Source organism: Enterobacter sp. K16B, from assembly GCF_020216105.1.
GTDB classification, from domain to species: Bacteria; Pseudomonadota; Gammaproteobacteria; order Enterobacterales; family Enterobacteriaceae; genus Enterobacter; species Enterobacter sichuanensis.
This window is the reverse complement of record NZ_JAIWJZ010000067.1, coordinates 35473-61807: the sequence shown is the minus strand read 5'-3', so window position 1 is coordinate 61807 and position 26335 is coordinate 35473. Positions and strand designations below refer to the sequence as shown.

The following is a 26335-nucleotide window of genomic DNA, read 5'->3' as shown; positions in this document are numbered from 1 at the left end:
CAACGTCGAAACGTTTCGCTAAGTGAAATGGAGGGGTGGTAAATGCAAAACGGTAACCGTCAGGTTACCGTTTTTTATGTTTGCGCCCTCTCCCGTGGGAGAGGGTCGGGGTGAGGACATCAGGCCGCACGAAGACTTAAATCTCGACCTGCGTTCCCAGCTCAATCACGCGGTTAGGCGGGATCTCGAATTGGTCAGGCGCACGCAGGGCGTTACGCTGCAGGATAAGGTACAGCTTGCCGCGCAGGCGCAGATACCACGGGCGTTTGCCGATGATCAGCGACTCGTGCGACATAAAGAATGACGTCTCCATCATCCGGCAACTCAGCCCTTCCAGACCACAGCGGTGGAATACCTCTTCCACGTTTGGCGTTTCACGCCAGCCGTAGCTCGCCACCACGCGCCAGAAGGTCGGTGACAACTGCTCGATCTGCACCCGGCGAACGTTGTGTACATACGGCGCATCTTCGGTGCGCAGCGTCAGCAGAATGACGCGTTCATGCAGGACCTTGTTGTGCTTGAGGTTATGCATCAACGCAAACGGGATCACGTTCAGGGCTCGAGACATGTATACCGCGGTACCCGGCACGCGAACCGGCGGTGATTTTTCCAGTGAAGCAATCATCGCCTCAAGAGAATTTCCGTGCTCATGCATACGGCGCAGCAGACGGAAACGCTCGCTCTTCCATGTGGTCATAACGATGAACATCACCAGACCCAGCGTCAGCGGCAGCCAGCCACCAGAAACAATCTTGTCGAGGTTTGCCGAGAACAGCGGCACGTCGATACAGAGGAAGCCCACCAGAATCATTGCCACAAGGAATTTATTCCAGTGCCAGTTTCGGTACGCCACCGTGGTGGAGAGCAGGGACGTCAGCACCATGGTTCCCGTTACGGCGATACCGTACGCCGCCGCCAGGTTGCTGGAGTGCTCGAAGCTGACGATCACAATCACTACCGCGAAATAGAGCAGCCAGTTAACGAACGGGATGTAGATCTGACCCGACTCCATCTCTGAGGTATGGATAATGCGCATCGGTGAGAGGTACCCCAGACGCACAGCCTGGCGCGTCAGCGAGAACACCCCGGAAATCACCGCCTGAGAGGCAATGACTGTCGCCAGCGTCGCCAGGATCAGCATCGGTACCAGCGCCCAGTCTGGCGCCAGCAGGAAGAACGGGTTCTTAATCGCTTCCGGGTTTTTGAGCAACAGCGCCCCCTGACCGAAATAGTTCAGCACCAGCGACGGCAGCACCACGATAAACCATGCCACACGGATAGGCAGTTTCCCAAAGTGCCCCATGTCGGCATACAGCGCTTCAACGCCGGTGATGGAGAGCACGACCGCCCCCAGCGCAACGAAGGAGACCACTTTGTACTCGAGGAAGAAATGCACCGCCCAGTAGGGGTTCAGCGCATGCAGCACTTCCGGGTTAGCAATAATGCTGCGTAAACCAAGCGCTGCCAGGATCAGGAACCAGGCCAGCATAATCGGTGCGAACAGTTTCCCTACCAGCCCGGTACCGTGCTTCTGGATCACAAACAGCAGCGTCAGAACGATGATTGCCAGCGGAACCACCCACGTATCGAGCTGCGGCGCGATAATCTCCAGCCCCTCTATTGCCGAGAGCACCGAAATAGCCGGCGTTATCACCACTTCCCCGTAGAAGAAGCTGCCGCCAATCAGACCGATAATGACCAGCACAGAGGTCATTCTGGCCGAGGTGTTACGCCCGGCCAGCGACATCAACGTCAGGATCCCACCTTCACCTGCGTTATCCGCCCGCATCACGAAGGAGAGATATTTAACAGAAACCACCAGAATCAGCAGCCAGAAGATGAGGGACAGGAAGCCAAATACGGCATCGCGTTCAACACCAAAGCCAAACTGGCCGGACAAACATTCACGAAGCGTATAAAGCGGGCTGGTGCCGATATCACCGTAGACAACCCCGATCGCCGCAAGCGTTATTGCGGGTAATGATTGCTTATTATCAGTGCTCATAGACTAGTCTTTTCGTTTGAATAACAAATGTGTTCCTGGTCCCTTGGTCCACAAAAAGCGCACAGTATGCACGATTCGTTGCAAAATCGAACCCCTAAATGCAACCGCATTAATGTAGCGCAAAGAAAATTGCGCCGCACTTCAGTCTATTACCAGCCCTGACTGAAACGTCTATACTCGCTTCAATTGGCCGCCACGACGGCGAAAGGATGCAAAACTATTATGGCTCACTCACATTTATTAGCAGAAAGAATTTCCCGCCTCAGCAGCGCGCTGGAGAAAGGCCTTTTCGAGCGTAGCCACGCCATCCGCCTCTGTTTGCTGGCGGCGTTGAGCGGGGAAAGCGTGTTTCTGCTCGGCCCCCCAGGCATTGCCAAGAGCCTGATAGCCCGCAGGTTAAAGTTTGCTTTTCAGAATGCCCGCGCCTTCGAATACCTGATGACCCGATTCTCTACCCCTGAAGAAGTTTTCGGCCCGCTTTCCATCCAGGCGCTGAAAGATGAGGGGCGTTATCAGCGTTTGACCGAGGGGTATCTTCCGGAGGCGGAGATTGTTTTCCTCGATGAGATCTGGAAAGCGGGACCGGCGATTCTGAACACCCTGCTCACAGCGATAAACGAACGTCGGTTCCGCAACGGCGCCAGCGAAGAGAAAATCCCGATGCGCCTGCTGGTGGCCGCCTCAAACGAACTGCCTGAAGCCGACAGCAGCCTGGAAGCGCTGTATGACCGTATGCTGATCCGTCTGTGGCTGGACAAAGTGCAGGATAAATCCAATTTCCGTTCCATGCTGGTCAGCCAGCAGGATGAGAATGAAAACCCGGTTGCCCCTTCACTGCAGGTGACGGATGAGGAGTATCACCAGTGGCAGCAGGACATTGGCAAAATCAAACTGCCGGACGCGGTCTTTGAGCTGATCTACCTCCTGCGTCAGCAGCTCGATCTCCTTCCCTCGGCGCCCTATGTCTCCGATCGTCGCTGGAAAAAAGCAATCCGCCTGCTGCAGGCCAGCGCCCTGTTCAGCGGGCGTGATGCCGTTGCGCCCATCGACCTGATCCTGCTGAAAGATTGTCTCTGGCACGATGCAGAAGGCATGAACCTGATGCAGCAGCAGCTTGAGGTTTTGATGACCGGACACGCCTGGGGGCAGCAGGCGATGCTCAATCAGCTGGGGGCCATTGCCCAGCGGCGCATTCAGCTCCAGCAGCAGCAAAGCGATAAAACCGCGCTGAAGGTGAATCGTCTGGGGGGAATGTTCGCCCGTAAACCGCACTATGAGTTACCCGCTGAACTGACCAGCCCGACGCTGACGCTGTTGCTTCAGCAGCCGCTCAAGCTGCATGACATGCAGGTCGTGCACATTACGCTTGAGCGTGAGGCGCTGGCCCAGTGGCTGGATAAGGGCGGAGAGATCCGGGGAAAACTCAACGGCATCGGTTTCGCGCAGCCGCTTAATATGGAAGTGGACAGTAGCCAGCACCTGGTGATCCGCGACGTCAGCCTGCAGGGATCGCGTCTTGCGCTTCCTGGCACCGCCTCAGACAGCGTTCCCGAAGAGATTAAGCAACAGCTGGAAGCGCTGGATACAGAATGGCACCAGCAGCACACCCGCTTCAGCGAGCAGCAAAAATGCCTCTTTATTCATAGCGACTGGTTAGGTCGCATCGAAGCCAGCCTGCAGGATGTCAGCGCGCAGATCAAACAGGCGCGTCAATGCTAACTCTGGATACGCTTAACGTCATGCTGGCCGTCAGCGAGGAAGGGTTGATCGAAGAGGTGGTGATTACCCTTCTGGCTTCGCCGCAGCTGGCAGCCTTCTTTGAAAAATTTCCGAAGCTTAAAAAAGCGATGACGGACGATCTCCCACGCTGGCGGGAAAACCTGCGTCAGCGGTTTAAAGAGACCGAAGTGCCTCCTGAGTTAACGGAAGAGGTAGCCTGTTACCAGCAGTGCCAGCGGCTCTCCACGTCGCAGTTTATCGTTCAGCTCCCGCAAACCCTGACGCTGCTCGATAACGTTCACTCGCCGTTCGCCAGCCAGGCCCGGGCGCTGGTCACGGATAACGCCACCTTTACCCCTGCTCTGCACACGCTCTTTTTACAGCGCTGGCGCCTCAGCCTGGTGGTGCAGGCCACAACCCTCAACCAGCAGTTGCTGGATGAAGAGCGTGAGCAACTGCTCAGCGAAGTGCAGGAACGCATGACCTTAAGCGGCCAGCTGGAGCAGGTGCTGGTGGAAAATGAGAACGCCGCCGGACGACTCTGGGATATGAGCGCCGGTCAGCTGCGGCGCGGGGACTATCAGCTGATCGTCAGGTACGGGGATTTTCTGGCGCAGCAGCCCGAGCTGATGAAGCTTGCAGAACAGCTGGGCCGCTCCAGGGAGGCAAAATCGGTCCCAAAGAAAGATGCCCCAATGGAAACTTTCCGCACCCTGGTGCGCGAACCGGCTACCGTGCCCGAGCAGGTCGACGGGCTCCAGCAGAGCGATGACATTTTGCGTCTGCTGCCGACGGAGCTGAGCACACTCGGGATGACCGAGCTGGAGTATGAATTTTACCGTCGGCTGGTGGAAAAGCAGCTCCTTACCTATCGCCTGCACGGCGAAGCCTGGCGTGAGAAAGTCAGCCAGCGGCCGGTCGTTCATCAGGATTTTGATGAACAGCCGCGCGGGCCATTCATTGTTTGCGTGGATACATCCGGATCGATGGGCGGGTTTAACGAGCAGTGTGCGAAGGCGTTCTGTCTGGCACTGATGCGCGTGGCGCTGGCCGATCGCCGTCGCTGCTTCATCATGCTTTTCTCCAGCGAAGTGGTGGGTTATGAACTGACGAACCAGCAGGGGCTCGAACAGGCGATCCGCTTTTTAAGCCAGCGTTTTCGCGGCGGTACCGATCTGGCCAGCTGTTTTCGCAGCATTGTGGAACGCATGCAGGGTGGCGACTGGTACGACGCTGACGCGGTGGTGATTTCTGATTTTATTGCCCAGCGGCTGCCGGATGATGTGGTCAGTAAAGTGAAGGAGTTGCAGCGGGTACATCAGCATCGTTTCCACGCGGTGGCTATGTCCGCCCATGGAAAACCCGGCATCATGCGCATCTTCGATCATATCTGGCGCTTTGATACCGGGTTACGTAGCCGCCTGCTCAGACGCTGGCAGCGTTAATTACAGAAGAGAGCCGACGCTTTCGCGTACCTGCTGCGGCCAGACCCCGCACTGAACCTGACCGATATGCGGCAACTGAAGCAGCAGCATAGTCAGGCGGGACTGGCCAATACCGCCGCCGATGGTCTGCGGCATTTCGCCACGCAGCAGCGCCTGATGCCACTCTAATGTGAGACGATCTTCATCACCGGTCACCGCCAGCTGGCGCTTGAGCGCGTCAGCATCCACGCGGATCCCCATAGAAGAGAGCTCGAACGCGTCTTCCAGCACCGGGTTCCAGACCAGAATATCGCCGTTCAGACCGGCATAGTCGCGCTCGCCCGGGGTGCTCCAGTCATCATAATCCGGCGCACGCACGTCGTGGCGTTTACCATCAGACAGTTTGCCGCCGATACCGATAAGGAACACCGCGCCCAGCTCTTTGGCGATCGCCCGTTCACGGCCTTTGGCATCCAGATCCGGGAAACGACTCAGCAGTTCCTGGCTGTGAACAAAGTGGATCGACTCCGGCAGAAACGGTGCCAGACCAAACTCTTTGCTTACGGCCGCTTCGGTGGCTTTGATCCCGGCATAGATCGCTTCAACGGTAGATTTCAGCGTCCCCACGTGACGCTCGCCATCCCCCATGACGCGTTCCCAGTCCCACTGGTCAACGTATACGGAATGAATGGGAGTCAGGCGGTCTTCATCGGGACGAAGGGCTTTCATGTGCGTGTAGAGCCCTTCGCCCGCGCTGAAGTCGTGTTGTCCCAAGGTTTGACGCTTCCATTTCGCAAGGGAATGAACCACTTCGAACTGGGCATCTGGCAGTGTTTTCACTTTTACCTGTACCGCTTTTTCGCATCCAGAGAGGTTATCCTGGGTCCCGTCACCCACGCGGCTAAGGATTGGAGCCTGGACTTCTATCAGCCCAAGCTTCTCTTCCAGCTGGCGGGAAAAATGGGATTTAACGAAACTGATCTGGCGTTGTTTTGCGATATAAGCGGTTTTCATTATTTATACTCCTGCGTCCTGTTGGTATTGATTAAGCAACAGAAATGCCACCTTATTCAATAACCCATCAACAAAAAGCCCACTTCACTTTTGATTCGTCAAAATAAGACGCTAGAATAGAGGGAATCATTAATCTTCATAAGAAAAAGCTATGGAAAATTATCAGATCGACAATCTCGACCGCGGCATTCTGGAGGCGCTAATGGCCAATGCCCGTACCGCCTACGCTGAACTGGCGAAACAGTTTGGCGTCAGCCCCGGCACCATTCATGTTCGCGTAGAAAAGATGAAACAGGCGGGGATCATTACCGGCGCGCGTATTGACGTCAGCCCTAAGCAGCTGGGTTATGACGTGTGCTGCTTCATTGGCATTATTCTTAAAAGCGCCAAAGACTATCCTTCTGCACTGGCGAAGCTGAACGCGCTGGATGAAGTCACCGAGGCCTACTACACCACCGGGCACTACAGCATCTTTATTAAAGTCATGTGCCGATCCATCGACGCCCTCCAGCAGGTACTTATCAACAAGATCCAAACAATCGATGAAATTCAGTCCACCGAGACACTGATCTCCCTGCAAAACCCGATCATGCGTACCATCCGCCCGTGATCGGGCAAATTCATTCCCACATTTTCCACAGGTAGATCCCAGCTCGTTCACAGCGTACAATGGCCGTCTCTTTATCTGAGCGAGCGATCAATGGCGGACATTACCCTTATCAGCGGCAGCACCCTTGGCGGTGCGGAATACGTAGCGGAACATCTGGCTGAAAAGCTGGAAGATGCGGGCTTTTCCACACAAACCCTGCACGGCCCGTTGCTTGAAGATCTCCCGACTGACGGGGTCTGGCTGCTGATTACCTCCACGCACGGCGCGGGCGATCTGCCGGATAACCTGCAACCTTTATATGACGAACTGCTGGAACAACAGCCTGACCTGTCAAACGTCCGTTTTGGCGCAGTGGGGATCGGCAGCCGTGAATATGACACTTTCTGCGGGGCTATCGAGAAAGTTGAAGCCGCTGTTACCGCATGTGGGGCAAAACAGTTGGGTGACACCCTCAAGATCAACATCCTCGATCATGACATTCCGGAAGATCCGGCTGAGATCTGGCTCGCGGAATGGAAAAATTTACTCAAAAACGATTAAAGATAGCGCGAACGGATGTGGATAACTCTGGTTAAAAGCTCGTATTAACCCGTAGTTATCCAAAGAACAACCGTAGCGCGGATTTTGACCTGTGTATAAAGTCGCGATCTGATCCCAGCTTATACTGGCCAGGATCACCGATCATTCACAGCAAACGATCCTTTCTAACTGCATGATCTTCTTTATGAGATCGGACTTATCCACACAGGTTCGCGATCCTAATAAGAGATCACAATAGAACAGATCTCTAAATAAAAAGATCTTCTTTTTAATAGCCCAGGATCCCAATGCTTTCTCGAAAGACTAAAGTTGAGTAGAATCCACGGCCCGGGCTTCAATCCATTTTCATACCGCTTTACGCGAGGCAGACCACCATGTTTTATCAGGATCCTTTTGACGTCATCATCATTGGCGGGGGTCACGCAGGCACTGAGGCCGCAATGGCCGCAGCGCGTATGGGTCAGCAGACCCTGCTTTTGACACACAATATCGACACGCTGGGACAAATGTCCTGTAATCCGGCGATTGGCGGCATTGGGAAAGGACACCTGGTAAAAGAAGTGGATGCACTTGGCGGCCTGATGGCGAAAGCGATCGATCATGCAGGCATCCAGTTTAGGATACTAAACGCGAGCAAAGGTCCCGCTGTGCGCGCGACCCGTGCGCAGGCAGACCGCGTGCTCTACCGTCAGGCGGTACGAACTGCCCTGGAGAACCAGCCGAATCTGATGATCTTCCAGCAGGCGGTTGAAGATCTTATCGTCGAGAACGATCGCGTCGTTGGCGCGGTGACCCAGATGGGCCTCAAATTCCGCGCGAAGGCCGTGGTGTTGACCGTGGGGACATTCCTTGATGGTAAAATACATATCGGTCTGGATAACTACAGCGGTGGCCGTGCCGGCGATCCGCCCTCTATCGCGCTGTCTCGCCGTCTGCGTGAACTGCCGCTGCGCGTCAGTCGCCTGAAAACCGGTACGCCTCCGCGTATTGATGCGCGCACCATTGATTTTAGCGTGCTGGCGCAACAGCACGGTGATAACCCAATGCCGGTCTTCTCGTTTATGGGCAATGCGGCGCAGCATCCGCAACAGGTCCCGTGCTACATCACGCATACCAACGAGAAAACCCACGATGTGATCCGCAATAACCTCGATCGCAGCCCAATGTATGCCGGCGTGATCGAAGGGATCGGCCCGCGCTACTGCCCGTCGATCGAAGACAAAGTGATGCGCTTCGCCGATCGTAACCAGCATCAGATCTTCCTTGAGCCTGAAGGGCTCACCTCGAACGAAATTTACCCGAACGGTATCTCCACCAGCCTGCCATTCGATGTTCAGATGCAAATTGTTCGTTCAATGCAGGGGATGGAGAACGCAAAAATCGTTCGCCCTGGCTACGCTATTGAGTACGATTTCTTCGATCCACGTGACCTGAAGCCAACCCTGGAGAGCAAATTCATCCACGGTCTGTTCTTCGCGGGCCAGATTAACGGTACCACCGGTTACGAAGAAGCGGCGGCACAGGGCCTACTTGCCGGTCTGAACGCTGCACGTTTCTCAGCCGAGAAAGAGGGCTGGGCGCCAGGCCGTTCTCAGGCCTATCTGGGCGTGCTGGTTGACGACCTCTGCACCCTGGGTACCAAAGAGCCGTACCGTATGTTTACTTCTCGCGCGGAATATCGCCTGATGCTGCGTGAAGATAACGCCGACCTGCGTCTGACCGAAATCGGCCGTGAGCTGGGTCTGGTGGATGACGAACGCTGGGCACGCTTCAACGAGAAACTGGAGCGTATCGAGCAGGAACGTCAGCGCCTGAAAACGACATGGGTTAATCCGCAGGCGGAAACAGCAGCTGAAGTGAACGCTCACTTAACTGCGCCGCTCTCTCGCGAAGCCAGCGGCGAAGATCTGCTGCGTCGCCCGGAAGTGACCTATGAAAATCTGGTGAAACTCACCGCGTTCGCGCCAGGCCTGGAAGACGCTGAAGCGGCAGAGCAGGTTGAAATTCAGGTGAAATACGAAGGTTACATCGCGCGTCAGCAGGATGAGATTGAAAAACAGCAGCGTAACGAAAATACGCTTCTGCCGGAAATGCTGGACTACCGTCAGGTGACAGGCCTTTCCAACGAAGTGATCGCCAAGCTGAACGATCATAAGCCGGTGTCGATCGGCCAGGCATCCCGTATCTCCGGTGTCACCCCCGCCGCGATTTCGATCCTGCTGGTGTGGCTGAAAAAGCAGGGCATGCTGCGCCGCAGCGCGTAACGTTTGAACATCGCCCGGTGGCGCTGCGCTTACCGGGCCTACTGAACCCGTAGGGCGGGTTAGCGAAGCGCCACCCGCCAGTTAGCATCTCAACAGGTATTCACCGTGCTCAATAAACTCTCTCGTCTGCTGGATCAGGCAGGTATTTCGCTCACCGATCACCAGAAAACTCAGCTGGTGGCCTATGTCGATATGCTGAACAAATGGAACAAAGCGTACAATCTGACGTCTGTTCGGGACCCTAACGAGATGCTGGTTCGCCATATTCTCGACAGCATCGTGGTGGCGCCGTATCTGAACGGTGAGCGTTTTATCGATGTGGGCACGGGCCCGGGTCTGCCGGGGATTCCGCTGTCGATTGTTCGTCCTGATAGCCATTTCACGCTACTGGACAGCCTTGGCAAGCGCGTGCGCTTTTTACGTCAGGTACAGCATGAGCTGAAGCTTGAGAACATCACCCCCGTGCAGAGCAGGGTAGAGGAGTTCCCTGCGGAGCCGCCGTTTGACGGGGTTATCAGCCGTGCCTTTGCTTCTCTTAATGACATGGTGAGCTGGTGTAAGCACTTACCGGCAGAGCATGGTCGTTTTTATGCGCTGAAAGGGCAGTTACCTGGCGAGGAAATTGAACAGCTTCCGGACGGTTTTGCGGTCGAGTCTATTGAGAAATTACACATTCCGCAGCTCGAAGGGGAGCGTCATCTGGTGATAATTAAGCCAAACAATTTTTAAAAAATTAATAAAAAATGTGGAATTTGTGCTGTTCTGACCATGTTAAAAAACAGCACAAGTCATGGGGATTTATCGGTGAGCCATTAACCTCTTTTTCACTAAGGGTTTTCTTACGGTTAACGTGGCGGCGGTTATTTTCCGTGAAGATAGTCATCTGTGAAAATATAAGTCTGCTAAAAGTGGAAGGCAGTAACCAGAACGCAATGTTAATTATTTATTAAGAATGTCAATAAAAGGTTTTTATTGTGTACCGGGCTGTTTTGAAAATAGTTAAGGTGTTTTGCGTTTAATTTCATAAAGATAAATTTTCACGATTTGCGCCTTTGATAAATACAACCTTATCGCAAATGTGTGTTTTGTGATCCCGTGCACGCTTTATCGCCAACGTTTTCGCGCTGTTTGCAGTTTTGGTCGAAGGTTGGTGCTTTGCGCGAAAGTTAAAAAATAGCGGTGGGGAAAAATATTTAAACATTTATTCACCTTTTCGCTACTTAATGTTTGAAATCACGGGTGCGCACCGTATAATTTGACCGCTTTTTGATGCTTGACTCTGAGCCTTAAAGGACGTTTTATACGACACGCGGCATACCTCGAAGGGAGCAGGAGTAAAAACGTGATGTCTGTGTCGCTCTTGAGTAGAAACGTTGCTCGTAAGCTTCTGTTCATTCAGTTTCTGGCTGTGATAGCAAGTGGACTGCTGTTTAGCCTCAAAGACCCCTTCTGGGGCATCTCCGCCGTGTGCGGGGGTTTGGCGGTTGTGCTGCCAAATGTGTTGTTTATGATTTTTGCCTGGCGTCATCAGGCGCATACACCCGCCAAAGGCCGCGTGGCCTGGTCCTTCGCCCTCGGCGAAGTGTGTAAGGTGTTGCTGACCTTTGCTCTACTGGTGATGGCGCTGGCGGTTTTGAAAGTGGTCTTCATGCCGCTGATAGCAACGTGGGTTTTGGTGCTGGTGGTACAAGTTCTGGCTCCAGCTGTAATCAATAACAAAGGGTAAAAGGCATCATGGCTTCAGAAAATATGACGCCGCAGGATTACATAGGTCACCATCTGAATAACCTTCAGCTGGACCTGCGTACATTCTCGCTGGTGGATCCACATAACCCCCCGGCCACCTTCTGGACGATCAACATCGACTCCATGTTCTTTTCGGTGGTTTTGGGTCTTCTGTTCCTGGCCATGTTCCGCGGTGTTGCTAAAAGAGCGACCAGCGGTGTACCAGGGAAATTCCAGACATTCATCGAAATGATCATCGGCTTCGTCCATGGCAGCGTCAAAGACATGTACCATGGTAAGAGCAAGCTGATTGCTCCGCTGGCCCTGACTGTGTTCGTTTGGGTCTTCCTGATGAACCTGATGGACCTGCTGCCTATCGATCTGCTGCCGTTTATCGGCGAGCACATCTTCGGCCTGCCTGCGCTGCGCGTGGTTCCGTCTGCTGACGTGAACATCACCCTGTCGATGGCGCTGGGCGTGTTTATCCTGATTCTTTTCTACAGCATCAAAATGAAAGGCGTAAGCGGCTTTGTGAAAGAGCTTACCTTGCAGCCGTTCAACCACTGGGCGTTTATTCCGGTCAACCTGATCCTGGAAGGCGTTAGCCTGCTGTCCAAACCTGTTTCACTGGGTCTGCGACTGTTCGGCAACATGTATGCGGGTGAGCTGATTTTCATTCTGATCGCGGGTCTTCTGCCGTGGTGGTCACAGTGGGTTCTGAATGTGCCGTGGGCCATTTTCCACATCCTGATCATTACGCTGCAAGCCTTTATCTTCATGGTTCTGACGATCGTCTATCTGTCGATGGCGTCTGAAGAGCACTGATTTTTTACCAACACTACTACGTTTTAATTGAAACAAACTGGAGACTGTCATGGAAAACCTGAATATGGATCTGCTGTACATGGCTGCCGCTGTGATGATGGGTCTGGCGGCTATCGGTGCTGCGATCGGTATCGGCATCCTCGGGGGCAAATTCCTGGAAGGCGCTGCGCGTCAACCTGATCTGATTCCTCTGCTGCGTACTCAGTTCTTTATCGTTATGGGTCTGGTGGATGCTATCCCAATGATCGCTGTAGGTCTGGGTCTGTACGTGATGTTTGCTGTCGCGTAGTAGTAGTTTTAAAACCCTAAGCCACAGAAATTAAAGAGGTATTGTGCTGTGAACATGAACGCAACAATCCTCGGCCAGGCCATCGCGTTTATTCTCTTTGTCTGGTTCTGCATGAAGTATGTATGGCCGCCTTTAATGGCTGCCATCGAAAAACGTCAGAAAGAAATTGCTGACGGTCTGGCTTCTGCAGAACGCGCTAAGAAAGATTTGGACCTTGCACAGGCCAACGCGACAGACCAGCTGAAAAAAGCGAAAGCGGAAGCTCAGGTTATCATCGAACAGGCTAACAAACGCCGTTCGCAGATCCTGGACGAAGCCAAAGCTGAAGCAGAACAGGAACGTACTAAGATCGTGACACAGGCTCAGGCTGAAATTGAAGCTGAGCGTAAACGTGCTCGTGAAGAACTGCGTAAGCAGGTTGCGATTCTGGCTGTTGCTGGCGCCGAGAAGATCATCGAACGTTCCGTGGATGAAGCTGCTAACAGCGACATCGTGGACAAACTTGTCGCTGAACTGTAAGGAGGGAGGGGCTGATGTCTGAATTTGTTACGGTAGCTCGCCCCTACGCCAAAGCAGCTTTTGACTTTGCTGTCGAACACCAAAATGTCGATCGCTGGCAGAATATGCTGGCGTTTGCCGCTGAGGTGACGAAAAACGAACAAATGGCCGAGTTGCTTTCCGGTGCGTTAGCACCTGAAACTCTCGCCGCGTCGTTTATCGCCGTGTGCGGAGAGCAACTGGATGCCAACGGCCAGAACCTGATCAAGGTGATGGCAGAAAATGGTCGTCTCCGTGTGCTCCCGGATGTTCTCGAGCAGTTTGAGCACTTACGTGCCCTTAGTGAAGCTACCGCTGAAGTTGAAGTCACTTCTGCGACTGAACTGAGTCATGAACAGCTTGCGAAAATTACCGCCGCGATGGAAAAACGTCTGTCACGCAAAGTTAAGCTGAATTGCAAAATCGATAAGTCTGTAATGGCAGGCGTAATCATCCGCTCGGGTGATATGGTCATTGATGGCAGCGTACGCGGCCGTCTTGAGCGCCTTGCAGACGTCTTGCAGTCTTAAGGGGACTGGAGCATGCAACTGAATTCCACCGAAATCAGCGAACTGATCAAGCAGCGCATTGCTCAGTTCAATGTTGTGAGCGAAGCTCACAACGAAGGTACTATTGTTTCTGTAAGTGACGGTGTTATCCGCATCCACGGCCTGGCCGATTGTATGCAGGGTGAGATGATTTCCCTGCCGGGTAACCGTTACGCTATCGCACTGAACCTGGAGCGCGACTCCGTAGGTGCCGTTGTGATGGGTCCATACGCTGACCTCGCCGAAGGCATGAAGGTTAAGTGTACTGGCCGTATTCTGGAAGTGCCGGTTGGCCGTGGCCTGCTGGGTCGCGTTGTTAACACCCTGGGTGCGCCAATCGACGGTAAAGGTCCGGTTGAGCACGATGGCTTCTCCCCAATCGAAGTTATCGCACCAGGCGTTATCGACCGTCAGTCCGTAGATCAGCCTGTTCAGACAGGTTATAAGTCCGTTGATGCCATGATCCCAATCGGTCGTGGTCAGCGTGAACTGATCATCGGTGACCGTCAGACCGGTAAAACCGCGATGGCAATCGACGCCATCATCAACCAGCGTGATTCCGGCATCAAATGTGTGTACGTGGCCATCGGCCAGAAAGCGTCCACCATTTCTAACGTGGTTCGTAAACTGGAAGAGCACGGCGCACTGGCTAACACCATTGTTGTTGTGGCGACTGCTTCTGAATCTGCTGCACTGCAATACCTGGCACCATACGCCGGTTGCGCAATGGGCGAATACTTCCGTGACCGCGGTGAAGATGCGCTGATCGTATACGATGACCTGTCTAAACAGGCTGTTGCTTATCGTCAGGTTTCCCTGCTGCTCCGTCGTCCACCTGGACGTGAAGCGTTCCCTGGCGACGTATTCTACCTCCACTCTCGTCTGCTGGAGCGTGCTTCCCGCGTTAACGCGGAATACGTCGAGAACTTCACCAAAGGTGAAGTGAAGGGTAAAACGGGCTCTCTGACCGCGCTGCCGATCATTGAAACCCAGGCGGGTGACGTTTCTGCGTTCGTTCCGACCAACGTAATCTCCATTACCGATGGTCAGATCTTCCTGGAAACCAACCTGTTTAACTCCGGTATTCGTCCGGCAGTTAACCCGGGTATCTCCGTATCCCGTGTTGGTGGTGCTGCTCAGACCAAGATCATCAAGAAACTGTCCGGTGGTATCCGTACCGCGCTGGCACAGTATCGTGAACTGGCTGCGTTCTCTCAGTTCGCATCCGATCTGGACGAAGCAACCCGTAAACAGCTGAGCCACGGTCAGAAAGTGACCGAGCTGCTGAAGCAGAAACAGTACGCACCAATGTCTGTTGCTCAGCAGGGCCTGGTACTGTTCGCGGCTGAACGCGGTTACCTCGAAGATGTGGAACTGGCGAAAATCGGTAGCTTCGAAGCCGCTCTGCTGGCTTACGCTGACCGTGATCACGCTCCGCTGATGCAAGAGATCAACCAGACCGGTGGCTATAACGACGAAATCGAAGGCAAGCTGAAAGCTATCCTCGATTCCTTCAAAGCAACCCAATCCTGGTAATCGTCCGGCGGCTTGTCTCAGGACAAGCCGCCTGGCATTGAGGAGAAGCTCATGGCCGGCGCAAAAGAGATACGTAGTAAGATCGCAAGCGTCCAGAACACGCAAAAGATCACTAAAGCGATGGAGATGGTCGCCGCTTCCAAAATGCGTAAATCGCAGGATCGCATGGCGGCCAGCCGTCCTTATGCAGAAACCATGCGCAAAGTGATTGGTCACCTTGCAAACGGTAATCTGGAATATAAGCACCCTTACCTGGAAGAACGCGACGTTAAGCGCGTGGGCTACCTGGTGGTGTCGACCGACCGTGGTCTGTGTGGCGGCTTGAACATTAACCTGTTCAAAAAACTGCTGGCGGATATGAAAGCATGGTCTGAAAAAGGCGTTCAGTGCGATCTCGCATTGATCGGCTCTAAAGGCGTCTCTTTCTTTAACTCCGTTGGTGGCAACATTGTCGCTCAGGTGACCGGTATGGGTGATAACCCGTCCCTGTCCGAACTGATCGGCCCGGTTAAAGTGATGTTGCAGGCTTATGATGAAGGCCGTCTGGACAGACTGTACGTTGTCAGCAACAAATTCATTAACACCATGTCTCAGGTTCCAACGCTCACTCAGATGCTGCCGTTACCGGCATCAGAAGATGACGAGCTGAAGCAAAAAGCCTGGGATTACCTGTATGAACCCGATCCGAAACCGCTGCTGGATACCCTGCTGCGTCGTTACGTTGAATCACAGGTTTATCAGGGCGTTGTAGAAAACCTGGCCAGCGAGCAGGCCGCACGAATGGTGGCGATGAAAGCCGCGACCGATAATGGCGGCAGCCTGATTAAAGAGCTGCAGTTGGTTTACAACAAAGCTCGTCAGGCCAGCATTACTCAGGAACTCACCGAGATCGTCTCGGGGGCCGCCGCGGTTTAACCAGGTTTACGAATTACGTAGAGGATTCAAGATGGCTACTGGAAAGATTGTCCAGGTAATCGGCGCCGTGGTGGACGTCGAGTTCCCTCAGGACGCCGTACCACGCGTGTACGACGCGCTTGAGGTACAGAATGGTAACGAGAGCCTGGTGCTGGAAGTTCAGCAGCAGCTCGGCGGCGGTATCGTGCGTACCATCGCGATGGGTTCTTCCGACGGTCTGCGTCGTGGTCTGGAAGTAAAAGACCTTGAGCATCCGATCGAAGTCCCGGTAGGTAAAGCTACACTGGGTCGTATCATGAACGTATTGGGTCAACCAATCGACATGAAAGGCGACATCGGTGAAGAAGAGCGTTGGGCTATCCACCGCGCGGCACCTTCCTACGAAGAGCTGTCCAGCTCTCAGGAACTGCTGGAAACCGGCATCAAAGTTATCGACCTGATGTGTCCGTTTGCGAAGGGCGGTAAAGTGGGTCTGTTCGGTGGTGCGGGTGTAGGTAAAACCGTAAACATGATGGAGCTGATCCGTAACATCGCGATCGAGCACTCCGGTTACTCCGTATTTGCGGGCGTAGGTGAACGTACTCGTGAGGGTAACGACTTCTACCACGAAATGACCGACTCCAACGTTCTGGACAAAGTATCCCTGGTTTACGGTCAGATGAACGAGCCACCAGGAAACCGTCTGCGCGTTGCGCTGACTGGCCTGACGATGGCTGAGAAGTTCCGTGACGAAGGCCGTGACGTTCTGCTGTTCGTCGATAACATCTATCGTTACACCCTGGCCGGTACGGAAGTATCTGCACTGCTGGGTCGTATGCCTTCAGCGGTAGGTTATCAGCCGACTCTGGCGGAAGAGATGGGTGTTCTTCAGGAACGTATCACCTCTACCAAAACCGGTTCTATCACCTCCGTTCAGGCGGTATACGTACCTGCGGATGACTTGACTGACCCATCTCCAGCCACCACCTTTGCGCACTTAGATGCAACCGTGGTACTGAGCCGTCAGATCGCGTCTCTGGGTATCTACCCGGCCGTTGACCCGCTGGACTCCACCAGCCGTCAGCTGGATCCACTGGTTGTTGGTCAGGAACACTACGACACCGCGCGTGGCGTACAGTCCCTGCTGCAGCGTTACCAGGAACTGAAAGACATCATCGCCATCCTGGGTATGGATGAACTGTCTGAAGAAGACAAACTGGTGGTAGCACGTGCGCGTAAGATCCAGCGCTTCCTGTCCCAGCCGTTCTTCGTTGCGGAAGTATTCACCGGTTCTCCAGGTAAATACGTTTCCCTGAAAGACACCATCCGTGGCTTTAAAGGCATCATGGAAGGCGAATACGATCACCTGCCAGAGCAGGCGTTCTACATGGTTGGTTCCATCGAAGAAGCTGTGGAAAAAGCCAAAAAACTTTAACGCCTTAATCGGAGGGTGATATGGCAATGACTTACCACCTGGACGTCGTCAGCGCAGAGCAACAAATGTTCTCTGGTCTGGTCGAGAAAATCCAGGTAACGGGTAGTGAAGGTGAGCTGGGTATTTTCCCGGGTCACGCACCGCTGCTCACCGCCATTAAGCCTGGTATGATCCGCATCGTTAAACAGTTCGGTCACGAAGAGTTTATCTATCTGTCCGGCGGCATTCTTGAAGTGCAGCCTGGCAGTGTGACCGTTCTGGCCGATACCGCTATTCGTGGCCAGGATCTCGACGAAGCGCGAGCCCTGGAATCGAAGCGTAAGGCTGAAGAGCACATTAGCAGCTCTCATGGTGACGTGGATTACGCTCAGGCGTCTGCGGAGCTGGCCAAAGCGATCGCGAAACTGCGCGTTATCGAGTTGACCAAAAAAGCGATGTAACACCGGCTTGAAAAGCACAAAAGCCAGTCTGGATCCCAGGCTGGCTTTTTTTTTGGCGCTTAATTCATGATGAAAAAGATGTAGAATTTTAAGCATCAAACGTTTTTACTTCTCACTCAAACTACCGTCAGGATGCGTATGTCAAACAGTGCGATGAGCGTGGTGATCCTTGCCGCAGGCAAAGGTACCCGCATGTATTCCGATCTGCCTAAAGTGCTTCATACACTGGCAGGAAAGCCAATGGTGCAGCATGTTATTGATGCCGCTAATGAATTGGGCGCCCGTCAGGTTCACCTGGTCTACGGCCACGGTGGCGATCTGCTTAAAAAGACGCTAAGCGACGACAAGCTCAACTGGGTACTTCAGGCTGAACAGCTGGGTACTGGTCATGCAATGCAGCAGGCCGCACCGTTCTTTGCGGATGACGAAGACATTCTGATGCTGTACGGCGACGTCCCGCTGATCGCTACCGATACGCTGACGCGTCTGCGCGATGCCAAACCGCAAGGCGGTATTGGTTTGTTAACCGTCGTGCTGGACGATCCAACCGGCTACGGTCGAATTACCCGTGAAAACGGCAACGTAACGGGGATCGTTGAACACAAAGATGCCAGCGACGAACAGCGCGAGATTCAGGAGATCAACACCGGTATCCTGATTGCTAATGGTGCTGATTTAAAACGCTGGTTGTCGAAACTCAACAACAACAACGCGCAGGGTGAATACTACATCACCGACATTATTGCGATGGCGTACCAGGAAGGGCGCGAGATTGTGGCGGTACAACCGGCACGTATCAGCGAAACCGAAGGGGTGAACAACCGTCTTCAACTTTCCCGCCTTGAGCGCGTTTATCAGTCCGAACAGGCCGAGAAACTCCTTCTGGCTGGCGTGATGCTGCGCGATCCGGCACGTTTCGACCTGCGTGGCACGTTATCTCACGGGCGCGACGTTGAAATTGATACTAACGTTATCCTGGAAGGTCATGTCACGCTGGGCAACCGCGTCAAAATTGGTGCTGGCTGCGTGATTAAAAACAGCGTCATCGGTGACGATTGCGAAATTAGCCCCTACAGCGTGGTGGAAGATGCCCGTCTGGATGCGGCTTGTACCATTGGCCCGTTTGCACGTCTGCGTCCTGGCGCTGAGCTGCTGGAAGGCGCTCACGTGGGTAACTTCGTTGAGATGAAAAAAGCGCGTCTGGGTAAAGGCTCAAAAGCCGGTCATTTAACCTATCTGGGCGACGCGGAAATTGGTGACAACGTCAATATTGGCGCAGGCACAATCACCTGTAACTATGACGGCGCGAATAAGTTTAAAACCATCATCGGTAATGATGTGTTCGTTGGCTCCGACACCCAGCTGGTGGCACCGGTGACCGTGGGTAACGGCGTAACGATTGCTGCCGGAACGACGGTGACACGTGACGTCGCGGATAACGAGCTGGTATTAAGCCGCGTACCGCAGGTACACAAGCAGGGCTGGAAACGCCCGGTGAAGAAAAAGTAACAACAAGGCGGGTGGCGCTACGCTTACCCGCCCTACGATTGAGTAGGCCTGATAAGGCGTAGCCGTCATCAGGCAAACCCGGGTGAGGAGGTAAATATATATCTCCCCCCACAGGCAGTACCCATAAAAATAACCCCACTCTCTACAAGGCTCGGGGCGCCCGGAAAGGGCAAATACAGGTCAGCGACAACGCAGGCATCATGCCTAAATTCGGAATCTAAAATTATGTGTGGAATTGTTGGCGCAGTTGCGCAGCGTGATATTGCTGAAATCCTTCTCGAAGGTTTACGTCGTCTGGAATACCGTGGTTACGACTCTGCCGGTCTGGCTGTTGTCGATGCAGAAGGTCATATGACCCGTCTGCGCCGTCTCGGTAAAGTGCAGATGCTGGCCCAGGCCGCGGAAGAACATCCACTGCACGGTGGTACCGGTATTGCGCACACCCGCTGGGCGACGCACGGCGAACCGTCAGAAGGCAACGCGCACCCGCATGTGTCTGAACACATCGTGGTGGTGCATAACGGCATTATCGAAAACCACGAACCGCTGCGCGAAGAACTGAAAGCGCGTGGCTATACCTTCGTCTCTGAAACCGACACCGAAGTGATTGCTCACCTGGTGCACTGGGAGCTGGAGCAGGGCGGTACACTGCGTGACGCGGTGCTGCGTGCTATCCCTCAGCTGCGCGGTGCGTACGGTACGGTGATCATGGACTCCCACGACCCGTCCACGCTGCTGGCCGCGCGTTCCGGTAGTCCAATGGTTATCGGTCTGGGCATGGGTGAAAACTTTATCGCCTCTGACCAGCTGGCACTGCTGCCGGTGACCCGTCGCTTTATCTTCCTGGAAGAGGGCGATATCGCGGAAGTGACCCGCCGCAGCGTGACCGTATTCGATACCAAAGGCGAGCAGGTGAAACGCCAGGAGATCGAATCTAACCTGCAGTACGACGCGGGCGACAAAGGCGCTTATCGTCACTACATGCAGAAAGAGATTTACGAGCAGCCAAACGCCATCAAAAATACCCTAACCGGGCGCATTAGCCACGGTGAAGTGGATCTGAGCGAGCTGGGTGCTAACGCGAACGAACTGCTCAGCAAGGTTGAGCACATTCAGATCGTAGCCTGCGGTACCTCCTACAACTCCGGTATGGTCTCTCGTTACTGGTTTGAATCCCTGGCGGGCGTGCCGTGCGACGTCGAAATCGCCTCGGAATTCCGCTACCGCAAATCCGCGGTGCGTCGCAACAGCCTGATGATCACCCTTTCTCAGTCTGGTGAAACGGCAGATACTCTGGCCGCGCTGCGTCTCTCAAAAGAGCTGGGTTACCTGGGCTCTCTGGCCATCTGTAACGTTCCGGGTTCTTCGCTGGTGCGTGAATCCGATCTGGCGCTGATGACTAAAGCCGGCACTGAAATCGGCGTGGCCTCTACCAAAGCGTTTACTACTCAGCTGACGGTTCTGCTGATGCTGGTGGCGAAACTGGCGCGTCTGAAAGGTGAAGATACCTCTGTTGAGCATGACATCGTTCATGGTCTGCAGGCGCTGCCGAGCCGTATTGAGCAGATGCTCTCCCAGGACAAACGCATTGAGCGGCTTTCGGAAGATTTCTCTGACAAACATCACGCCCTGTTCCTGGGCCGTGGCGATCAGTATCCGATTGCGCTGGAAGGCGCGCTGAAACTGAAAGAGATCTCTTACATCCACGCTGAAGCCTATGCGGCAGGCGAGCTGAAACACGGTCCGCTGGCGCTGATTGATGCTGATATGCCGGTCATCGTTGTAGCCCCTAACAACGAACTGCTGGAAAAACTGAAATCTAACATCGAAGAAGTGCGCGCCCGCGGTGGTGTCCTGTACGTCTTCGCCGACAAAGATGCCGGTTTTGTCAGCAACGACAACATGCACATCATCGAGATGCCGCATGTAGAAGAGGTCATCGCCCCGATCTTCTACACCGTTCCGCTGCAGCTGCTGGCCTATCACGTTGCGCTGATCAAAGGCACTGACGTTGACCAGCCGCGTAACCTGGCGAAATCTGTCACCGTAGAATAATCCCTCCAGGCTCCACCTTCGGGTGGAGCTTTTTTACCCCGCCTGGTTTGTTTTTAATCAATCCTTTCACGTTTTTATTGATGACAATTTGTCATCTTCAGCTACTTTTTCAGTGTCACATAAAGAAAATATTTCTGAAAATGTCTTGTCATAAATGCGGCTAACACGATGAAAATTAAGCTTTCTTTTGCTGGTTTTTAAGTGAAATTTCCATTGTCATAAAACTGTCATAATTCGTACATTTATCTGTCACCTGTTTGTCCTATTTTGCTCATCGTAGCCACTAAACAACGATTTACGAAAATCTTGCAGGAGACATTATGAAAGTTATGCGTACCACTGTCGCAACTGTTGTCGCCGCGACCTTATCTCTGAGCGCGTTCTCTGTATTTGCAGAAGCAAGCCTGACTGGCGCTGGTGCAACCTTCCCTGCGCCGGTGTATGCCAAATGGGCGGATACCTACCAGAAAGAAACCGGTAACAAGGTTAACTATCAGGGTATCGGCTCCTCCGGTGGCGTGAAACAAATTACCGCTAACACGGTTGATTTCGGCGCATCAGATGCTCCGCTGTCTGATGACAAACTGGCTCAGGAAGGCCTGTTCCAGTTCCCTACCGTGATCGGTGGTGTGGTTCTGGCTATCAACCTGCCGGGCGTGAAGTCAGGTGAGCTGGTGCTGGACGGCAAAACGCTGGGTGACATCTACCTGGGCAAAATCAAAAAATGGGATGACGAAGCGATCGCTAAACTCAACCCTGGCCTGAAGCTGCCTTCTCAGAACATCGCTGTGGTTCGCCGCGCGGACGGTTCCGGTACCTCTTTCGTCTTTACCAGCTACCTGGCAAAAGTGAACGAAGAGTGGAAATCTAAAGTTGGTTCCGGCTCTACTGTTAACTGGCCAACCGGTCTGGGCGGTAAAGGGAACGACGGCATCGCTGCGTTCGTACAGCGTCTGCCAGGTTCAATTGGCTACGTAGAGTATGCGTACGCGAAGCAGAACAACCTGTCCTACACCAAACTGGTTTCTGCCGACGGCAAACCGGTTAGCCCGACCGAAGAGAACTTTGCCAACGCCGCGAAAGGCGCTGACTGGAGCAAATCTTTCGCTCAGGACCTGACTAACCAGAAAGGCGAAGGTGCGTGGCCAATCACCTCTACCACCTTCATTCTGGTCCACAAAGAGCAGAAGAAACCTGAGCAGGGCGCTGAAGTGCTGAAGTTCTTCGACTGGGCGTACAAAAACGGTGGCAAACAGGCTAACGCTCTGGACTACGCTACCCTGCCGGACAACGTGGTTGAGCAGATCCGTGCTGCATGGAAGACCAACGTCAAAGACAGCAGCGGTAAAGCGCTGTACTAACAGGATATATTTAACGAAGATGGCGGGTGGCGCTGCGCTTACCCGCCCTACGGTTTACTCTGTAGGCCCGGTAAGCGTCAGCGCCACCGGGCATATTCGTAAAAACGTCTCAAACAGAAGAGTAATTTATGGCTGCAACCAAGCCTGCATTTAACCCTCCGGGTAAAAAAGGTGACATGATTTTCAGCGCGCTGGTCAAACTGGCTGCGCTGATTGTGCTATTGCTGCTGGGCGGCATTATCGTGTCCCTGATTTTCTCCTCCTGGCCGAGCATTCAGAAATTCGGTTTCTCCTTCCTGTGGAGTAAAGAGTGGGATGCGCCGAACGATATCTACGGTGCACTGGTGCCGATTTACGGTACGCTGGTGACCTCGTTCATCGCCCTGCTGATTGCGGTTCCGGTAAGCTTCGGTATTGCCCTGTTCCTGACGGAGCTGGCGCCGGGCTGGCTGCGTCGTCCACTGGGGATCGCCATCGAACTGCTGGCGGCCATTCCAAGTATCGTATACGGCATGTGGGGCCTGTTTATCTTTGCGCCGCTGTTCGCCACGTACTTCCAGGAGCCGGTGGGTAATGTCCTCTCTGCCATTCCGTTTGTGGGGGCCCTGTTTTCTGGCCCGGCTTTCGGTATCGGTATTCTGGCGGCAGGTGTGATCCTCGCCATCATGATTATTCCGTACATTGCGGCGGTCATGCGCGATGTCTTCGAACAAACGCCGGTGATGATGAAAGAGTCGGCCTATGGCATCGGCTGCACTACCTGGGAAGTGATCTGGCGCATTGTCCTTCCGTTCACCAAAAATGGGGTGATCGGGGGCGTGATGCTGGGCTTAGGTCGTGCGCTGGGTGAAACCATGGCGGTCACCTTTATTATCGGTAACACCTATCAGCTCGACAGCGCTTCGCTCTATATGCCGGGTAACAGCATTACCTCTGCGCTGGCGAATGAATTTGCCGAAGCGGAATCAGGTCTGCACGTCGCAGCGCTGATGGAACTGGGGCTGATTCTGTTCGTTATCACCTTCATCGTTCTGGCGATTTCCAAGCTGATGATTATGCGCCTCGCTAAAAATGAGGGGGCACGCTAATGGCAACTCTCGAAATGCAAGCTACCGCTGAGCTGGCGGAATCCCGCCGTAAAATGCAGGCCAGACGCCGCATGAAAAACCGCATTGCGCTGACGCTCTCAATGGCGACGATGGCGTTCGGTCTGTTCTGGCTGGTCTGGATCCTGTTCTCCACCGTCGTGCGCGGAATTGACGGGATGTCACTGTCGCTGTTCACCGAAATGACGCCGCCGCCGAACACGGCGGGTGGTGGTCTGGCGAATGCCCTGGCGGGCAGCGGTTTGCTGATCCTGTGGGCGACGGTTTTTGGTACGCCGCTCGGCATCATGGCGGGTATCTACCTGGCGGAATACGGTCGTAAATCCTTGCTGGCGGAAGTCATTCGTTTCATTAACGACATCCTGCTCTCGGCCCCGTCTATCGTGGTGGGCCTGTTTGTGTACACCGTCGTGGTGGCGCAGATGGAACACTTCTCCGGCTGGGCGGGTGTGATTGCCCTTGCGCTGCTGCAGGTACCGATTGTTATCCGTACCACCGAGAACATGCTGAAACTGGTGCCGGACAGCCTGCGTGAAGCGGCTTACGCGCTGGGTACGCCGAAATGGAAGATGATCTCGGCGATTACATTAAAAGCGTCCGTCTCCGGGATCATGACCGGTATCCTGCTGGCGGTGGCTCGTATTGCGGGTGAAACGGCGCCGCTGCTGTTTACGTCTCTCTCCAACCAGTTCTGGAGCACGGACATGATGCAGCCGATCGCCAACCTGCCGGTGACGATCTTTAAATTTGCGATGAGCCCATTCGCGGAATGGCAGCAGCTGGCCTGGGCCGGGGTGCTGATCATTACCCTTTGCGTACTGTTGCTGAACATTCTGGCGCGCGTCATTTTCGCGAAGAAGAAACACGGTTAATTTTTTACGGCGCGGCAGATCGCGGCGCCGAATGAGGAAATGAGTCAATGAGTATGGTTGATACTGCCCCGGGTAAGATTCAGGTTCGTGATTTGAACTTCTACTACGGCAAATTCCATGCCCTGAAGAACATCAACCTGGATATCGCGAAGAACCAGGTCACGGCATTTATCGGTCCGTCTGGATGTGGAAAATCCACGCTGCTGCGTACCTTTAACAAAATGTATTCACTCTATCCGGAGCAGCGCGCTGAAGGTGAAATCATCCTGGATGGGGAAAATATTCTGACCCAGGCTCAGGATATCGCCCTGCTGCGCGCCAAAGTGGGGATGGTGTTCCAGAAACCCACGCCGTTCCCGATGTCCATTTATGACAACATCGCCTTTGGCGTGCGCCTGTTTGAAAAACTCTCCCGCGCCGATATGGATGAGCGCGTGCAGTGGGCTTTGACCAAGGCCGCATTATGGAACGAAACCAAAGATAAGTTGCACCAGAGCGGTTACTCTCTCTCCGGTGGTCAGCAGCAGCGTCTGTGCATTGCGCGTGGTATCGCGATTCGCCCGGAAGTGCTGTTGCTGGATGAGCCATGTTCAGCGTTGGACCCGATCTCAACCGGTCGTATTGAAGAACTCATTACTGAGCTGAAGCAGGATTACACCGTGGTTATCGTGACCCATAACATGCAGCAGGCTGCGCGTTGTTCCGATCACACGGCATTTATGTATCTGGGCGAGCTGATTGAGTTCAGTAACACGGACGATCTGTTCACCAAGCCCGCGAAGAAACAAACCGAAGATTATATTACTGGCCGCTACGGTTGATTTGCCTCAGTGCATGTGGAGAAACCATGGACAACCTCAATCTTAATAAACACATTTCAGGCCAGTTCAACGCAGAGCTGGAAAGTATTCGCACGCAGGTGATGACCATGGGTGGCATGGTTGAGCAGCAGCTTTCGGATGCGATTACGGCAATGCATAACCAGGACAGCGAGCTGGCGAAGCGCGTCATAGAAGGCGACAAAAACGTCAATATGATGGAAGTGGCTATCGATGAAGCCTGCGTGCGCATTATCGCGAAACGTCAGCCGACCGCGAGCGATCTGCGTCTGGTGATGGCCATCATCAAAACCATCGCCGAGCTGGAACGTATTGGTGACGTGGCGGATAAAATCTGCCGCACGGCGCTGGAGAAGTTCTCTCAGCAGCACCAGCCGCTGCTGGTGAGCCTGGAGTCGCTGGGTCGCCACACCGTGCAGATGCTGCACGACGTGCTGGATGCCTTTGCGCGTATGGATCTTGACGAAGCGGTGCGTATCTACCGTGAAGACAAGAAAGTCGACCAGGAGTATGAAGGCATTGTGCGCCAGCTGATGACCTACATGATGGAAGATTCACGCACGATTCCAAGCGTACTGACGGCCCTGTTCTGCGCGCGCTCTATTGAGCGTATCGGTGACCGCTGCCAGAACATTTGTGAATACATTTTCTACTTCGTGAAAGGTCAGGACTTCCGTCACGTGGGCGGCGACGAGCTGGACAAGCTGCTGGCGGGTAAAGATCCGAAAGAGTAATACAGGTGAATATGCCCGGTGGCACTGCGCTTACCGGGCCTGCGAACCCTGTAG

Annotated in this window: 24 protein-coding genes; 22 read left to right on the top strand and 2 right to left on the bottom strand. The window is 54.0% G+C overall.

The features are described from left to right. Positions 1-136: 136 nt before the first annotated feature. The gene (kup, locus tag LDK53_RS13700) at positions 137-2005 is read right to left on the bottom strand and encodes a low affinity potassium transporter Kup (RefSeq protein WP_008500202.1); all 1869 of its coding nucleotides are present in this window, start codon (positions 2003-2005) and stop codon (positions 137-139) included. Positions 2006-2227: 222 nt separating this feature from the next. Here kup and ravA point away from each other — a divergent pair, with 222 nt between their 5' ends. Together ravA and viaA are read left to right on the top strand one after the other, a co-directional pair. Then, positions 2228-3724: an ATPase RavA gene (ravA, locus tag LDK53_RS13695; RefSeq protein WP_025756953.1), complete on the top strand. Its 1497-nt coding sequence runs from the start codon at positions 2228-2230 to the stop codon at positions 3722-3724. Beyond that, positions 3718-5169 (top strand): ATPase RavA stimulator ViaA, encoded by a 1452-nt coding sequence (gene viaA, locus LDK53_RS13690; protein WP_025756954.1) that lies wholly within the window; start codon positions 3718-3720, stop codon positions 5167-5169. The genes ravA and viaA overlap by 7 nt, the downstream gene beginning before the upstream one ends. On the opposite strand, the gene asnA is transcribed toward viaA, so the two are convergent. Next, positions 5170-6162, bottom strand: coding sequence for an aspartate--ammonia ligase (gene asnA, locus LDK53_RS13685; RefSeq protein ID WP_095441477.1), 993 nt, complete (start codon positions 6160-6162; stop codon positions 5170-5172). It lies immediately after the preceding gene. Between the two features lie 151 nt (positions 6163-6313). Between asnA and asnC the strand changes: the two genes are divergently transcribed. From asnC to phoU, 20 genes are all read left to right on the top strand, one after another. Further along, entirely contained in the window at positions 6314-6772 is a 459-nt protein-coding gene (asnC, locus tag LDK53_RS13680) for a transcriptional regulator AsnC (protein WP_008500198.1), read from the top strand. Positions 6773-6862: 90 nt separating this feature from the next. Next, positions 6863-7312 carry an FMN-binding protein MioC gene (gene mioC / locus LDK53_RS13675; RefSeq protein ID WP_225287391.1) on the top strand — a complete coding sequence of 150 codons (450 nt, stop codon included), beginning with the start codon at positions 6863-6865 and terminating at the stop codon, positions 7310-7312. Between the two features lie 374 nt (positions 7313-7686). Next, positions 7687-9576: a tRNA uridine-5-carboxymethylaminomethyl(34) synthesis enzyme MnmG gene (gene mnmG / locus LDK53_RS13670; protein WP_225287390.1), complete on the top strand. Its 1890-nt coding sequence runs from the start codon at positions 7687-7689 to the stop codon at positions 9574-9576. Between the two features lie 105 nt (positions 9577-9681). Further along, positions 9682-10305: a 16S rRNA (guanine(527)-N(7))-methyltransferase RsmG gene (gene rsmG / locus LDK53_RS13665; protein WP_025756957.1), complete on the top strand. Its 624-nt coding sequence runs from the start codon at positions 9682-9684 to the stop codon at positions 10303-10305. A 616-nt stretch (positions 10306-10921) separates the two neighbouring features. After that, a complete protein-coding gene (gene atpI, locus LDK53_RS13660) occupies positions 10922-11302 on the top strand; it encodes a F0F1 ATP synthase subunit I (protein ID WP_008500194.1) in 381 nt (126 codons plus the stop codon). A gap of 8 nt (positions 11303-11310) precedes the next feature. Then, positions 11311-12126, top strand: coding sequence for a F0F1 ATP synthase subunit A (atpB, locus tag LDK53_RS13655; protein ID WP_008500193.1), 816 nt, complete (start codon positions 11311-11313; stop codon positions 12124-12126). A gap of 49 nt (positions 12127-12175) precedes the next feature. Beyond that, positions 12176-12415 (top strand): F0F1 ATP synthase subunit C, encoded by a 240-nt coding sequence (atpE, locus tag LDK53_RS13650; protein ID WP_000429386.1) that lies wholly within the window; start codon positions 12176-12178, stop codon positions 12413-12415. A 48-nt stretch (positions 12416-12463) separates the two neighbouring features. Continuing rightward, positions 12464-12934, top strand: coding sequence for a F0F1 ATP synthase subunit B (atpF, locus tag LDK53_RS13645; RefSeq protein ID WP_003862370.1), 471 nt, complete (start codon positions 12464-12466; stop codon positions 12932-12934). A gap of 14 nt (positions 12935-12948) precedes the next feature. Continuing rightward, positions 12949-13482 carry a F0F1 ATP synthase subunit delta gene (atpH, locus tag LDK53_RS13640; protein WP_013099407.1) on the top strand — a complete coding sequence of 178 codons (534 nt, stop codon included), beginning with the start codon at positions 12949-12951 and terminating at the stop codon, positions 13480-13482. A 12-nt stretch (positions 13483-13494) separates the two neighbouring features. Then, on the top strand, positions 13495-15036 hold the full coding sequence (atpA, locus tag LDK53_RS13635; RefSeq protein ID WP_025756958.1) for a F0F1 ATP synthase subunit alpha: 1542 nt from the start codon (positions 13495-13497) through the stop codon (positions 15034-15036). A 51-nt stretch (positions 15037-15087) separates the two neighbouring features. Then, the gene (gene atpG, locus LDK53_RS13630; protein ID WP_025756959.1) at positions 15088-15951 is read left to right on the top strand and encodes a F0F1 ATP synthase subunit gamma; all 864 of its coding nucleotides are present in this window, start codon (positions 15088-15090) and stop codon (positions 15949-15951) included. 31 nt (positions 15952-15982) lie between these two features. Then, on the top strand, positions 15983-17365 hold the full coding sequence (atpD, locus tag LDK53_RS13625) for a F0F1 ATP synthase subunit beta (protein WP_003862362.1): 1383 nt from the start codon (positions 15983-15985) through the stop codon (positions 17363-17365). Between the two features lie 20 nt (positions 17366-17385). Then, positions 17386-17805 carry a F0F1 ATP synthase subunit epsilon gene (locus LDK53_RS13620; RefSeq protein ID WP_006177560.1) on the top strand — a complete coding sequence of 140 codons (420 nt, stop codon included), beginning with the start codon at positions 17386-17388 and terminating at the stop codon, positions 17803-17805. Between the two features lie 138 nt (positions 17806-17943). Continuing rightward, a complete protein-coding gene (gene glmU, locus LDK53_RS13615; protein WP_025756960.1) occupies positions 17944-19314 on the top strand; it encodes a bifunctional UDP-N-acetylglucosamine diphosphorylase/glucosamine-1-phosphate N-acetyltransferase GlmU in 1371 nt (456 codons plus the stop codon). A 225-nt stretch (positions 19315-19539) separates the two neighbouring features. Continuing rightward, positions 19540-21369, top strand: coding sequence for a glutamine--fructose-6-phosphate transaminase (isomerizing) (gene glmS, locus LDK53_RS13610; protein ID WP_225287389.1), 1830 nt, complete (start codon positions 19540-19542; stop codon positions 21367-21369). A gap of 320 nt (positions 21370-21689) precedes the next feature. Beyond that, positions 21690-22730: a phosphate ABC transporter substrate-binding protein PstS gene (gene pstS / locus LDK53_RS13605; protein WP_008500186.1), complete on the top strand. Its 1041-nt coding sequence runs from the start codon at positions 21690-21692 to the stop codon at positions 22728-22730. Positions 22731-22858: 128 nt separating this feature from the next. Then, entirely contained in the window at positions 22859-23818 is a 960-nt protein-coding gene (gene pstC / locus LDK53_RS13600) for a phosphate ABC transporter permease PstC (RefSeq protein WP_008500185.1), read from the top strand. Beyond that, positions 23818-24708 (top strand): phosphate ABC transporter permease PstA, encoded by an 891-nt coding sequence (pstA, locus tag LDK53_RS13595; RefSeq protein WP_008500184.1) that lies wholly within the window; start codon positions 23818-23820, stop codon positions 24706-24708. Before pstC ends, pstA begins: the two co-directional genes overlap by 1 nt. Positions 24709-24755: 47 nt before the next feature. Beyond that, positions 24756-25529, top strand: a complete 774-nt coding sequence (gene pstB, locus LDK53_RS13590; protein WP_008500183.1) for a phosphate ABC transporter ATP-binding protein PstB — start codon at positions 24756-24758, stop codon at positions 25527-25529. Between the two features lie 26 nt (positions 25530-25555). Then, complete coding sequence (gene phoU / locus LDK53_RS13585) at positions 25556-26281, top strand: phosphate signaling complex protein PhoU (RefSeq protein ID WP_008500182.1); 726 nt, start codon at positions 25556-25558, stop codon at positions 26279-26281. Positions 26282-26335 lie beyond the last annotated feature (54 nt).